This window comes from Pseudomonas folii (genome assembly GCF_014357575.1).
GTDB classification, from domain to species: Bacteria; Pseudomonadota; Gammaproteobacteria; order Pseudomonadales; family Pseudomonadaceae; genus Aquipseudomonas; species Aquipseudomonas folii.
The window spans coordinates 1-12,644 of the sequence record NZ_JACONW010000057.1 but is presented as its reverse complement, the minus strand read 5'-3'; the positions used below and the strand labels follow the sequence as shown (position 1 = coordinate 12,644).

At 57.0% G+C, this 12,644-nt stretch carries 13 protein-coding genes and 1 tRNA gene; 6 read left to right on the top strand and 8 right to left on the bottom strand.

What is annotated here, in order from left to right; all coding sequences use genetic code 11:
* Positions 1–127: 127 nt before the first annotated feature.
* From ychF to H8S59_RS13585, 8 genes are all read right to left on the bottom strand, one after another.
* Entirely contained in the window at positions 128–1,228 is a 1,101-nt protein-coding gene (ychF, locus tag H8S59_RS13620; protein ID WP_095099930.1) for a redox-regulated ATPase YchF, read from the bottom strand.
* 21 nt (positions 1,229–1,249) lie between these two features.
* Positions 1,250–1,834 (bottom strand): aminoacyl-tRNA hydrolase, encoded by a 585-nt coding sequence (gene pth, locus H8S59_RS13615; RefSeq protein ID WP_187521740.1) that lies wholly within the window; start codon positions 1,832–1,834, stop codon positions 1,250–1,252.
* Positions 1,835–1,996: 162 nt separating this feature from the next.
* Positions 1,997–2,605 carry a 50S ribosomal protein L25/general stress protein Ctc gene (locus H8S59_RS13610; RefSeq protein WP_095099927.1) on the bottom strand — a complete coding sequence of 203 codons (609 nt, stop codon included), beginning with the start codon at positions 2,603–2,605 and terminating at the stop codon, positions 1,997–1,999.
* Positions 2,606–2,743: 138 nt separating this feature from the next.
* Complete coding sequence (locus H8S59_RS13605; RefSeq protein WP_002552145.1) at positions 2,744–3,685, bottom strand: ribose-phosphate pyrophosphokinase; 942 nt, start codon at positions 3,683–3,685, stop codon at positions 2,744–2,746.
* A 46-nt stretch (positions 3,686–3,731) separates the two neighbouring features.
* A tRNA-Gln gene (locus tag H8S59_RS13600) sits at positions 3,732–3,806 on the bottom strand.
* A gap of 38 nt (positions 3,807–3,844) precedes the next feature.
* Positions 3,845–4,696: a 4-(cytidine 5'-diphospho)-2-C-methyl-D-erythritol kinase gene (gene ispE, locus H8S59_RS13595; protein ID WP_095099924.1), complete on the bottom strand. Its 852-nt coding sequence runs from the start codon at positions 4,694–4,696 to the stop codon at positions 3,845–3,847.
* A 2-nt stretch (positions 4,697–4,698) separates the two neighbouring features.
* A complete protein-coding gene (gene lolB, locus H8S59_RS13590; RefSeq protein ID WP_187521739.1) occupies positions 4,699–5,316 on the bottom strand; it encodes a lipoprotein insertase outer membrane protein LolB in 618 nt (205 codons plus the stop codon).
* Positions 5,317–5,320: 4 nt separating this feature from the next.
* Positions 5,321–7,048 carry a tetratricopeptide repeat protein gene (locus H8S59_RS13585; protein ID WP_187521738.1) on the bottom strand — a complete coding sequence of 576 codons (1,728 nt, stop codon included), beginning with the start codon at positions 7,046–7,048 and terminating at the stop codon, positions 5,321–5,323.
* A 226-nt stretch (positions 7,049–7,274) separates the two neighbouring features.
* Between H8S59_RS13585 and hemA the strand changes: the two genes are divergently transcribed.
* From hemA to H8S59_RS13555, 6 genes are all read left to right on the top strand, one after another.
* Positions 7,275–8,552 (top strand): glutamyl-tRNA reductase, encoded by a 1,278-nt coding sequence (gene hemA / locus H8S59_RS13580; protein ID WP_095099914.1) that lies wholly within the window; start codon positions 7,275–7,277, stop codon positions 8,550–8,552.
* Positions 8,549–9,631, top strand: coding sequence for a peptide chain release factor 1 (gene prfA, locus H8S59_RS13575; protein WP_095099911.1), 1,083 nt, complete (start codon positions 8,549–8,551; stop codon positions 9,629–9,631). Before hemA ends, prfA begins: the two co-directional genes overlap by 4 nt.
* On the top strand, positions 9,632–10,465 hold the full coding sequence (prmC, locus tag H8S59_RS13570) for a peptide chain release factor N(5)-glutamine methyltransferase (protein WP_187521737.1): 834 nt from the start codon (positions 9,632–9,634) through the stop codon (positions 10,463–10,465).
* Positions 10,459–11,217, top strand: a complete 759-nt coding sequence (locus H8S59_RS13565; RefSeq protein WP_187521736.1) for a molybdopterin-synthase adenylyltransferase MoeB — start codon at positions 10,459–10,461, stop codon at positions 11,215–11,217. Before prmC ends, H8S59_RS13565 begins: the two co-directional genes overlap by 7 nt.
* Positions 11,210–12,010: a glutamate racemase gene (gene murI / locus H8S59_RS13560; RefSeq protein WP_187521735.1), complete on the top strand. Its 801-nt coding sequence runs from the start codon at positions 11,210–11,212 to the stop codon at positions 12,008–12,010. Before H8S59_RS13565 ends, murI begins: the two co-directional genes overlap by 8 nt.
* Before the next feature lie 116 nt (positions 12,011–12,126).
* Positions 12,127–12,644: acyloxyacyl hydrolase (locus tag H8S59_RS13555; RefSeq protein WP_027902876.1), on the top strand; the 518-nt coding region annotated here is incomplete at its 3' end.

Genomic DNA, 12,644 nt, shown 5'->3' with positions numbered 1-12,644 from the left:
TGCAGGAGCCGAGCTTGCAGGCGGACTATTTCGACTGGCTTGCTCCTGCTGAAACAAAAAATCCCCGGATCAATGAATGACCGGGGATTTTTGTTCTGGCTGAATGCGTGGCGCGCCACGCGGACCATCAGACGTTGAAGCGGAAGTGCAGAACGTCGCCGTCCTTGACGATGTAGTCCTTGCCTTCCAGACGCCATTTGCCGGCTTCCTTGGCACCGGCTTCACCCTTGTACTGGATGAAGTCGTTGTAGGCGATGCACTCGGCGCGGATGAAGCCTTTTTCAAAGTCTGTGTGGATCACGCCAGCGGCCTGTGGTGCGGTGGCACCGACGCGTACGGTCCAGGCGCGGACTTCTTCTACACCGGCGGTGAAGTAAGTCTGCAGGTGCAGCATTTCGTAGCCAGCGCGGATCACGCGATTCAGGCCTGGCTCTTCAAAGCCCAGGGCTTCGAGGAACATGTCCTTTTCTTCGCCGTCATCGAGTTCAGCGATTTCCGCTTCGATCTTGTTGCAGACCGGCACCAGCATTGCGCCTTCTTCTTCGGCGATGGCGCGAACCACGTCCAGCAGCGGGTTGTTCTCGAAACCGTCTTCAGCAACGTTGGCGATGTACATGACCGGCTTGGTGGTCAGCAAGTGGAAGCCACGAATCACTGCTTTTTCGTCAGCGTTCATGTTTTTCATCAGGCTACGAGCAGGCTTGCCTTCGGTGAAGTGGGTGATCAACTGCTCCAGCAGGCCCTTCTGAACTACGGCATCCTTGTCGCCGCCCTTGGCGTTGCGCGTGACTTTCTGCAGCTGTTTTTCACAGCTGTCGAGGTCGGCAAAGATCAATTCCAGGTCGATGATTTCGATGTCGCGTTTCGGGTCGACGCTGTTGGAAACGTGAATCACGTTGTCGTCTTCGAAGCAGCGAACCACGTGAGCGATGGCATCGGTCTCGCGGATGTTGGCGAGAAACTTGTTGCCCAGGCCTTCACCTTTGGACGCACCGGCTACCAGGCCCGCGATGTCGACGAACTCCATGGTGGTCGGCAGGATGCGCTTGGGATTGACGATGGCCGCCAATGCCGCAAGGCGCGGGTCCGGCATGGCCACGATGCCGCTGTTCGGTTCGATGGTGCAGAAGGGGAAGTTCTCCGCTGCAATACCGGACTTGGTCAGGGCGTTGAACAGAGTGGATTTGCCGACGTTGGGCAGGCCGACGATGCCGCAATTGAAGCCCATGGTGTTTCCCCTCGAGTGATGTCAGGCCTTCTGGCTGTGCAGGTTTTTCATCGCCCGGTTCCATTCACCGGCGAAGATATCCGGCAGCACGCCGAGGGCAAAGTCGATGCTGGCGTCCAGTTTCTCCTGTTCGGCGCGTGGCGCTCGACCCAGAACAAAACCAGAGACCTTGTTGGCGTCGCCCGGGTGGCCAATGCCAAGCCGCAAGCGGTGAAAAGTATTCTGATTACCGAGCTGCGCGATGATGTCCCGCAACCCGTTGTGACCGCCATGGCCGCCGCCCTGTTTGAACTTGGCAACGCCCGGTGGCAGATCGAGTTCGTCATGCGCCACCAGGATGGCATCGACCGGAATCCGGTAGAAACCAGCGAGCGCCGCTACGGACTGGCCGCTGCGGTTCATGTAGGTGGTGGGAATCAGCAGACGAACATCCTGACCCTGATGAGTGAAGCGTGCGGTCAGGCCAAAGAATTTGCGCTCGGCGACGAGATTGACTTGTTGCGCGTCAGCGATACGCTCAACAAAAAGAGCCCCTGCGTTGTGCCGGGTCTGTTCGTATTCAGCGCCTGGATTTCCCAGGCCAACGATCAGTTGTATGGCAGTCACGACAGGGGCCCTTTTATGGAGTTGTGGTTGAAGCCGCTGCAGGCAGCGGCAAAACTGGAAGAAAACTGCTCATTTACCATGATGTAAACTCCGCGATCCTGCCCGTTTTGCCTGACTTTTACAGCGGTTTCCCGAGCAACTCCGGTATGACCAAGTAATGAATTACTCGGCGGTACCTTCTTCTGCTTCGTCTTCGGTCGGTGCAATGCGTGGAGCGTGGACGTTGGCGATAGCCAGGTCGTTACCGTGCGCCAGAGCAACGAACTCAACACCTTTAGGTGCTTTGACGTCGGACAGGTGAACGATCGAACCGATTTCCAGAGCAGACACGTCTACTTCGATGAACTCAGGCAGATCTTTCGGCAGGCAGCTTACTTCCAGCTCGGAAGTAACGTGCGAAACTTCGCCGCCTTTCTTGACTGGAGCTTCTTCACCGATGAAGTGTACAGGCACGATAGCAGTCAGTTTCTGGCCAGCTACAACGCGAATGAAGTCAGCATGCATCACGTGGCCTTTGGCCGGGTGACGTTGCAGAGCTTTGATGATCACGTTTTGCTTTTTGCCAGCAACGGTCAGCTCGATGATGTGGCTGTAGGAAGCTTCGTTTTCCAGCAGTTTGGCAACTTCTTTGGCCAGCAGGCTGATGGATTCAGGGGCTTTGTCGCCACCGTAAACTACAGCTGGAACCAGGCTTGCGAGACGACGCAGGCGGCGGCTCGCACCTTTCCCCAGGTCGGAACGCAGTTCAGCATTCAAAGTAAAATCGTTCATTTTGTATCTCCAAATTAGCCACATTCGAACTGACGTTTGCGACCGACGTCAGGACGATATGGGCAAAAAAGCCCCGCCCTGACCGAATGTCAGGGCGGGGCGCTTTTCGTCAACAGGGTGTCAGCTCAGGGAAAACCCTTAGCGGAACATCGCGCTGATCGATTCTTCGTTGCTGATGCGGCGAACCGCCTCAGCGACTACCGGAGCGATATCCAGTTGACGGATACGGCTACAGGCTTGTGCTGCAGCGGACAACGGGATGGTGTTGGTCACCACCAGTTCATCCAGCACGGAATTTTCAATGTTTTCGATCGCCCGACCCGACAGCACAGGGTGTGTGCAGTAGGCAAAGACCTTGGCAGCGCCATGCTCTTTCAAGGCCTTGGCCGCATGGCACAGGGTGCCGGCGGTATCGACCATGTCATCGACCAGAATACAGGTACGCCCTTCGACATCACCGATGATATGCATCACTTCAGAGTGATTGGCTTTCTCACGGCGCTTGTCGATGATACCGAGATCGACACCCAGGGATTTGGCAACAGCACGTGCACGCACGACGCCGCCGATATCCGGAGAAACGATCATCAGGTTTTCGAAGCGTTGATCTTCAATGTCATCCACCAGAACCGGGGAGCCGTAGATGTTATCTACCGGAATATCGAAGAAGCCCTGAATTTGGTCAGCATGCAGATCAACCGTGAGAACACGATCGATCCCCACCACGGTAAGCATGTCAGCAACAACTTTCGCGCTGATAGCCACACGTGCGGAACGCGGACGGCGATCCTGACGGGCATAACCAAAGTAAGGAATCACAGCAGTGATTCGGGACGCTGAGGAGCGGCGGAAGGCGTCAGCCATCACTACCAGTTCCATCAGGTTATCGTTGGTCGGTGCGCAAGTCGGCTGAATGATAAATACGTCTTTACCGCGGACGTTTTCATTGATCTCAGTAGAAATTTCGCCGTCGGAGAATTTACCGACAGAAACATCACCTAGTGGGATATGCAGCTGACGTACGACACGTCGAGCCAGATCGGGGTTAGCGTTCCCCGTAAAGACCATCATCTTGGACACGCGCAGTACCTGAAGGCTGAGGGTAACCTGGATGAGTATAGGAAAATGGCAGGGGCGGCTGGATTCGAACCAACGCATGGCAGGATCAAAACCTGCTGCCTTACCGCTTGGCGACGCCCCTGTATTTGTTGCAACGAGTACCCAGTACCCGGTTCCTTTTTAGAGCAGACTTTGCAGCTTGCGATGCAACATCGAAACGTTGCTTCCTTTTGCTACAAACCCCGTAAAGGTCTCTGTAAGAAGGGCCGAGACTTTATCAGCTTCAGCTTTGTTTGGGAAGGCCCCAAACACACAACTTCCAGTTCCGGTTAATTTTGCTTCGGTAAATTTACCTAACAAATTCAAAGCGTTACGTACTTCTGGATAACGCCTTGCTACAACCGGTAAGCAGTCATTTCGACTGTTTCCCTTGGGAACGGGGCGCACTTTAATGGGAGGAGTGTTACGTGTCAACAGTGGATCTGAAAAAATTTCTGCTGTACTTACAGATACTTGCGGCACGAGTACCAGATACCACGGTTCTTCCGGGTCTACAGGGGTGAGTTTTTCACCTACACCCTCAGCAAATGCGGCATGTCCGCGTATGAAAACCGGGACGTCTGCGCCGAGAGTCAGGCCCAGGGCTGCCAGACGATCTTCGTCCCAGCCAAGATTCCACAGATGGTTCAAGCCCAGCAATGTCGTAGCTGCATCAGAACTGCCGCCGCCGATTCCGCCGCCCATGGGCAGGCGCTTTTCCAGCCAGATGTCCATCCCCAGGCTGCAACCGGATTGTTCTTGCAGCGCGCGAGCCGCCTTGACGATCAGGTTACTGTCATGGGGAACGCCGGGAACGTCGGTCTGCAGGCGGATTTCACCGTCCTGGCGAACGGCGAAGCTGAGGTCATCGCCGTAATCGACGAACTGAAAGAGGGTTTGCAATTCGTGATAGCCATCGGGGCGACGGCCAAGAATGTGCAGCATCAGATTCAGTTTGGCAGGAGCGGGCAGGGTCAGACGTGCTTCGCTCATGCTTATTGACCCAGTTTGCGTGGCTGCCAGTCCTTGATCACCAGCGTGACATCAAGGTCCTGGCCATGCAGCTTGACGCGCTCGGGCAGCCAATAACCGTTCTGTTCGACATAACTCAGGTATTCAACCTGCCAGCCATCCTGCTCAAGGCTGGCAAGACGGCTGTCACCATCAAGTGTCAGGCGACTCTTGCTGTCCGGAGCGGGCAGGCCACGGACCCACCAGACCAGATGCGACACTGGCAACTTCCAGCCGAGCTGCTCTTCAAGCAGTGTTTCCGGCGTCGGAGCTTCGTATCGACCCTGGTTGGCGACTTCCAGCGCGACGCCGCCTGGACGACCGGTCAGGCGTGCGGCACCGCGTCCCAATGGACCCGACAAGCGAATGTCGTAGTAGTCCTGGCGCTGCAGCCAGAACAGCGTGCCACTTCCGGAGTCCTTGGGGGCGCGAATGCCGACCTTGCCGTTGATCTGCCAGCCGTCGAGGTTGGTCAGTTGTTCTTTGTGCTGACGCCATTGCGCCGGGTCACCTTTGCCTTCTACGGCTTCCCGGGAAGTGAGTCCGGCGCAACCGGCGAGCAGGGCGATGAGGCTGAATACGACTACGTGGCGCAAAAACATAAAATTAAAGAGTCTCGGATCCGGTCAGGCGCAACAGAGTGCTGCGCAGAATAGGGCTGTCAGGTTGTTCTTCGAGGGCCTTGCCCCAGATTTTACGGGCTTCGCGCTGCTCGCCTTTGGCCCACAGCACCTCACCCAGGTGGGCGGCCACTTCATGATCGGGGAAGCGCTCAAGTGCCAGACGCAACAAGCGTTCGGCTTCGTCCAGGTTGCCCAGGCGGTAGTTTACCCATCCCAGGCTGTCGAGCACTGCAGGATCTTCCGGATTGAGTTTGTGGGCTCTTTCGATCAGTTCCTTGGCTTCTGCGTAGCGCGTGGTGCGGTCGGAAAGGGTGTAGCCCAGCGCATTCAGCGCCATGGCGTTTTCCGGCTCGCGCTTGAGAATAGAACGCAGGTCCTTTTCCATCTGGACCAGATCCCCGCGTTTTTCCGCCATCATTGAGCGGGTATACAACAGGTTCAGGTCATCCGGGTACTGTTTGAGTGCCTGATTCAGCAACTGCCAGGCGCGATCAATCTGATTGTTGTTGGACAGGGTTTCGGCTTCGATCAGGTAAAGCTGGATCGCGTAGTCCGGTTGTGCCTCGCGAGCCTCGGACAAGCGCTTGGAGGCTTCGGCTGCGTTGCCGTTGCTCATCAGGATATCGGCCTGGCGTAACTGTGCGGACAGGTAGTCCGGGCCAGGGCCAACCTGGGCGTATTCGGCAAGTGCGCTTGGTTGATCGTTGCGCTCTTCATGGATGCGACCCAGGTTCAGGTGCGCGGAATCCTCATGGGCGCCACGGGCTATCAGCTCTTCCAGATAACCCGCGGCTTCATCCCACGCCTTGGCTTCAAGGCAGACCAATGCCAGGGAGAAACGCAGTTCGTCATCATCGGGATACTGCTGCACAAGGCTGGAGAACTGCGCTTTGGCGTCTTCCATGCGGTTCTGTTCGACTAGCATGCGGGCGTAAGTCAGGCGCAAACGCTTGTCGTCCGGGTATTTCTTGATGCTTTTTTCAAGGATCGGCAGCGCTTCCTTACCCCGGTTCATGCCTTGCAGCAGGCGAGCGCGGAGCAGAATCGGAGCAACCTCACCGTCTTTAGGCGGATTGTCTTCCAACAGCTTCAGTGAGGCCTGCGCGTCACCGTTCTGTTGCAGCAGCAGTGCCTTGCCGAAAATCAGTTGGCCGTTATTCGGGTACTTGACCAGAAGCCGGTCAAAACTGGTGAGCAGTGCGTTGCGGGTTTCCGGATTGGTTTCCGCCGCCGACAGCGCCAGGAAGTCAAAATGCGTGTCGCCTTGACCTTGCAGGACTTTTTCCATGTACACCATGGAGTCGTCATAGCGTCCCGCCCGAGCCAACTGAATCGCGGCCGCGCGCTGTGCTTCAAGGTTGTCCCGATCGTTTCTGGCCCAGATCAGCGAAGTGTCCAGCGCAGCCTGATCGGCACCCAGGTACTCGGCAATCCGGAACGCACGCTCCGAAACACCCGGGTCCTGGGTGTTGATCGCCTGGGTCACGTAGTTGTCCAGGGCAATATCGAAACGATTGCGCTGGCCAGCCAGTTCCGCACTCAGCAGGCTGACGAGGGTTTCCTGGGTGAACGAGCCGTAGACCTGAGGCTTGGCTTCAGGTGCGGGAGCAGTGTCTTTCTGCGCAGGAGTAGTCTGCGGCTGAACCGGAGCCATGGATTGGCAACCGCTGAGAAAGACGAGGGCGAGAAACAGCGCGGAGGATCTATTCATATATAAGAAGGGACGACTTACCTGCGGTTTTGAGCATCATGACACAAGGCTGGGAGCAAACCCACAGCCGGTTGGAAAACTGCCGGAACGCATATTTGTTTATGCCGTAAGCGCCATTTCGGGGCATTTGCAGCGCGAGTCTATTAGGACAATAGTCAACGGTGGTTGTTCTGAGTCTATTGAAGTAGGACAATTGCCGGCTTCACGTCACCATCAGCGACCTTGAATGGCCTTCCTTGCACTTGGTATCAACCATAAGACTGCCTCAGTAGACGTCCGCGAGCGCGTGGCATTTACGCCAGAGCAGCTGGTTGAGGCCTTGCAGCAGCTTTGCCGCCTTACCAATAGCCGCGAAGCTGCGATCCTTTCTACGTGCAACCGTAGCGAGTTATATATCGAACAGGACCAGATCGGTTCTGAGACGGTGCTCGCCTGGCTGGCCGAATATCACCATTTGAGCCTGGATGAGCTGCGCGCGAGCGCTTATGTGCATGCTGACGATGCGGCTGTTCGTCACATGATGCGGGTCGCCTCCGGGCTCGACTCGCTTGTACTGGGTGAACCGCAGATTCTTGGTCAGATGAAGTCTGCCTACGCCGTTGCCCGGGAAGCCGGAACCATTGGTCCGTTGCTGGGCCGACTGTTTCAGGCCACATTCAGCGCTGCCAAGCAGGTACGCACTGATACGGCTATCGGCGAAAACCCGGTTTCCGTGGCCTTCGCCGCTGTCAGCCTGGCGAAACAGATTTTCAGTGATTTGCAACGCAGCCAGGCTTTGCTGATCGGTGCCGGTGAAACCATCACGTTGGTTGCGCGTCATTTGCATGACCTTGGCGTCAAGCGCATCGTGGTTGCCAACCGGACCCTTGAGCGGGCGAGTATTCTGGCTGCCGAGTTCGGCGCTCATGCGGTACTGCTCTCGGACATCCCGGCCGAACTGGTCAACAGCGACATTGTAATCAGCTCGACAGCCAGCCAATTGCCGATTCTTGGCAAGGGTGCAGTTGAAAGTGCCCTGAAGCTGCGCAAACATAAGCCGATCTTCATGGTCGATATCGCCGTGCCACGGGACATCGAGCCCGAAGTCGGCGAGCTGGACGACGTGTATCTCTACACCGTTGACGACCTGCATGAAGTCGTCGCCGAGAACCTCAAGAGTCGCCAGGGCGCAGCCATGGCAGCCGAAGAGCTGGTCTCGGTGGGTGCCAATGACTTCATGTTCCGCCTGCGTGAACTGGCCGCGGTGGATGTACTCAGGGCTTATCGCCAGCAAAGCGAGCGGTTGCGCGACGAAGAATTACTCAAGGCCCAGCGTATGCTGGCTAACGGCGGCAACGCCGAAGACGTGCTGGTGCAGCTGGCGCGCGGGTTGACCAACAAGTTATTGCACGCGCCGAGTGTGCAGTTGAAAAAACTCTCTGCCGAAGGCCGCCTCGACGCGCTGGCCATGGCCCAGGAACTTTTTGCCCTCGGTGAGGGCTCGACGGATAAACCCCCGCAATGAAAGCCTCACTGCTCAACAAACTCGATATCCTCAGCGATCGCTTCGAGGAACTGACCGCGTTGCTTGGCGATGCCGAGATTATTTCGGATCAGACAAAGTTTCGTGCGTATTCCAGGGAGTACGCTGAAGTAGAGCCGATCGTTGCTGCTTATAAACAGCTGCTCAAGGCGTTGGCTGATCTGGACGGCGCTCAGGCGCTGCTCAAGGACAGCGATCCGGACATGCGTGAAATGGCGGTCGAGGAAGTCCGCGAGACCAAGCAGTTGCTGGTCGAGCTGGAAAGCCAGCTGCAACGCATGTTGCTGCCGAAGGACCCTAATGACGGGCGTAACGTGTTCCTCGAAATTCGCGCCGGGACCGGCGGCGATGAGGCGGCGATTTTCTCCGGCGATCTGTTCCGCATGTATTCGCGTTATGCCGAACGCCGTGGTTGGCGGATAGAGATTCTGTCCGAGAACGAAGGCGAGCATGGCGGCTATAAAGAAGTGATCGCCCGGGTTGAAGGCGAGAACGTTTACGGCAAGCTCAAATTCGAGTCCGGCGCGCATCGCGTACAGCGGGTCCCTGAAACAGAATCCCAGGGCCGTATCCATACTTCCGCCTGCACAGTAGCCGTTCTGCCTGAGCCGGACGAGCAACAGGCGATCGAAATCAATCCTGCGGACCTGCGTGTTGACACCTATCGTTCATCGGGCGCGGGTGGTCAGCACGTTAACAAGACTGACTCGGCGATTCGCATTACCCACCTTCCGTCGGGTATTGTCGTCGAGTGTCAGGAGGAGCGCTCGCAGCACAAGAACCGTGCCCGCGCGATGTCCTGGCTATCTGCCAAACTGAACGACCAGCAAACCAGCGCCGCTGCCAATGCAATTGCCAGTGAGCGTAAACTGCTGGTGGGCTCGGGTGATCGATCCGAGCGTATCCGGACTTATAACTTCCCTCAGGGGCGAGTAACGGATCACCGCGTGAATTTGACCTTGTATTCGCTGGATGAAGTTTTAGCCGGTGGTGTCGATGCAGTGATAGAGCCGCTACTTGCCGAATATCAGGCAGACCAACTAGCGGCACTGGGTGAGTAAATGACCATCATCGCCAGCCTGTTAAGAAGCGCCGAGCTTCCTGATTCACCAACTGCCCGTCTTGATGCTGAACTGCTTCTGGCGGCTGCGCTGGGTAAACCGCGCAGTTTCCTGCATACCTGGCCAGAGCGAATCGTCAGCAGCGAAGCCGCACTGACCTTTGCCTCCCATTTGCAGCGCCGACGTACCGGTGAACCCGTAGCCTATATTCTGGGGCAGCAGGGGTTCTGGAAGCTCGATCTTGACGTCGCGCCTCATACATTGATTCCACGTCCTGAAACCGAAATGCTGGTTGAAGCTGCGCTGGAGCTCGTGCCTGCATTTGCGCCAACTCGCGTGCTCGATCTGGGCACCGGCACGGGCGCTATTGCGTTGGCATTGGCCAGCGAGCGTCCGGTGTGGCAGGTGACGGCGGTGGATCGGGTGCTTGAAGCCGTTGCATTGGCCGAACGCAATCGTCAACGTTTGCATCTGGATAACGCCAAGGTGCTGAGCAGCCATTGGTTCAGCGCCCTTGAAGGTCAGCGCTTTGATCTGATCATCAGCAATCCGCCTTACATCGCTGCCGAAGATCCGCATCTGGTGGCGGGCGATGTGCGTTTCGAGCCCAGCAGCGCGCTGGTAGCCGGGACTGACGGGCTGGATGATCTGCGCATGATCATCGAGCAAGCACCGAATTATTTGAACGACGATGGCTGGTTGTTGCTGGAGCACGGCTATGACCAGGGTGCAGCGGTCCGCGATCTGTTGAGCCGCCACGGTTTCGAGAAGATTCAGACTCGCCGCGACCTGGGCGACCATGAGCGCATTACCTTTGGGCGCCTGCCGTGCTGAGTGATCAGGAACTGTTGCGCTATAGCCGACAGATTCTGTTGCAGCACGTCGATATCGAAGGCCAGTTAAAACTCAAACAAAGCCGGGTGCTGATCGTCGGCCTTGGCGGCCTCGGTTCTCCCGTCGCCTTGTATCTGGCAGCCGCAGGTGTGGGCGAGTTGCATCTTGCTGACTTCGACACCGTTGACGTGACTAACCTGCAACGCCAGATCATTCACGACAGCCAGACAGTCGGGCAGAGCAAGGTGGATTCGGCCATGGCCCGTCTGACCGCGATCAATCCCGAGATCAGTCTTGTTCCTCATCGCGCCGCGCTCGATGCCGACTCCCTGGCGTCGGCTGTCGAGGGCGTCGATCTGGTGCTCGATTGCTCAGACAATTTCGCGACCCGTGGTGCGGTCAACGCCGCCTGTGTGGCTGGCAGCAAACCTTTGGTCAGTGGTGCGGCGATTCGCCTGGAAGGGCAATTATCGGTATTCGATCCGCGTCGGCCTGAAAGCCCTTGCTACCACTGCTTATACGGTCACGGCAGCGAAGCCGAACTGACCTGTAGCGAAGCCGGTGTCATCGGGCCTCTTGTGGGGTTGGTCGGCAGTCTGCAGGCCCTTGAAGCGCTCAAGGTTCTGGTGGGTTTTGGTGAGCCGCTGGTGGGACGCTTGTTGCTGATTGACGCACTGAGCACTCGCTTTCGTGAATTGAAGGTCAAGCGCGATCCGGGCTGTAGCGTCTGCGGTGCAGGGCAGCATGAATAAAGCCAGCGATGCGCCGGTGGGCGTGTTTGATTCCGGCGTGGGTGGCTTGTCGGTGCTGGGCGAGATTCACAACCTGTTACCCAATGAGTCGCTGTTGTACGTCGCAGACTGCGGACATATCCCTTACGGAGAGAAAACTCCCGAGTTCATCCGCGAGCGCTGCATGATCATCGCGCGATTCTTTCGCGAGCAAGGGGCCAAGGCGCTGGTGCTGGCCTGCAACACCGCGACTGCCGCTGCCGCCGCTCAATTGCGTGAGCATTACCCTGACTGGCCAATTATCGGGATGGAACCTGCGGTCAAACCGGCAGCGGCTGCGACCCGCAGTGGTGTGGTGGGCGTGCTCGCTACGACCGGTACTTTGCAAAGCGCGAAGTTCGCCGCTTTGCTCGATCGTTTCGCGGGCGATGTCCGCGTGGTGACGCAGCCGTGCCCCGGCCTTGTGGAACTGATCGAGTCAGGCGACCTGTTCAGCCCGACCATTCGGGCCCTGCTGCGGGGGTATGTCGAACCGCTTCTGGCCGAGGGCTGTGACACGATTATCCTCGGCTGCACCCACTATCCCTTCCTCAAACCTCTGCTGCGCGAAATGATCCCGGAATCGGTCATTCTGATCGACACCGGTCATGCCGTGGCTCGCCAGCTCCAGCGGTTGTTGGCTCAACACGGCCTTCTGCACGATGGAAACGCCCAGGAAACGCAGTTCTGGACCAGCGCTGATTCGTATAATTTTGGAAACATCCTACCTACACTATGGAAAAAATCTGACAATGTGCGATTCTTCGATTTGTAAAAAAATCGTGAAAAGCTTTGCTTGGCATTGGAACTAACGTTCCACGCCGGATTTCTATAGCAAGTCGGTTATCTGCAAAAACACCTAATAATTGCATTCGAAATAGGAAGTTTCTGATGAAGCGTCTGTTGTGCTTGGCTGCGCTTGCGGCTGCGTTGATGGGGCAAACTTCACTTACTCAAGCCGCTGGCGTTGAGTTTTCGGTCGGTCAGACGGGCCAGACGACCCAGACTTACCGCCTGGGCATGAAGTTTGATTGGGATAAAAGCTGGTTGCAGAGCGACGTAGGTCGCCTGACCGGATATTGGGATGGCGCTTACACCTACTGGGATGGCGACAAGCGTTCCAGCAACAACAGCCTTTCGTTCTCCCCGGTATTCGTTTACGAATTCGCTGGCCAGAACGTGAAGCCGTACATCGAAGCCGGTATCGGTGTCGCTGTATTCTCCAATACGCAAATCGAAGACAACAAGCTGGGTTCGGCTTTCAACTTTGAAGACCGTATCGGTTTCGGCGTGCGGTTCAACGGCGGTCATGAAATTGGCATCCGTGCGACCCACTACTCGAACGCTGGTATCAAAGAGCCAAACGACGGTATTGAGAGCTACGCGCTGCATTACACGATGCCGCTCTA

Excerpts from the sequence above, each read along its gene's own strand:
- prmC (WP_187521737.1), top strand. The coding sequence starts at position 9,632 with ATGACCATCATCGCCAGCCTGTTAAGAAGCGCCGAGCTTCCTGATTCA.
- ychF (WP_095099930.1), bottom strand. The coding sequence starts at position 1,228 with ATGGGCTTCAATTGCGGCATCGTCGGCCTGCCCAACGTCGGCAAATCC.
- lolB (WP_187521739.1), bottom strand. The coding sequence starts at position 5,316 with ATGTTTTTGCGCCACGTAGTCGTATTCAGCCTCATCGCCCTGCTCGCC.
- ispE (WP_095099924.1), bottom strand. The coding sequence starts at position 4,696 with ATGAGCGAAGCACGTCTGACCCTGCCCGCTCCTGCCAAACTGAATCTG.
- H8S59_RS13585 (WP_187521738.1), bottom strand. The coding sequence starts at position 7,048 with ATGAATAGATCCTCCGCGCTGTTTCTCGCCCTCGTCTTTCTCAGCGGT.
- hemA (WP_095099914.1), top strand. The coding sequence starts at position 7,275 with ATGGCCTTCCTTGCACTTGGTATCAACCATAAGACTGCCTCAGTAGAC.
- H8S59_RS13610 (WP_095099927.1), bottom strand. The coding sequence starts at position 2,605 with ATGAACGATTTTACTTTGAATGCTGAACTGCGTTCCGACCTGGGGAAA.
- prfA (WP_095099911.1), top strand. The coding sequence starts at position 8,549 with ATGAAAGCCTCACTGCTCAACAAACTCGATATCCTCAGCGATCGCTTC.
- murI (WP_187521735.1), top strand. The coding sequence starts at position 11,210 with ATGAATAAAGCCAGCGATGCGCCGGTGGGCGTGTTTGATTCCGGCGTG.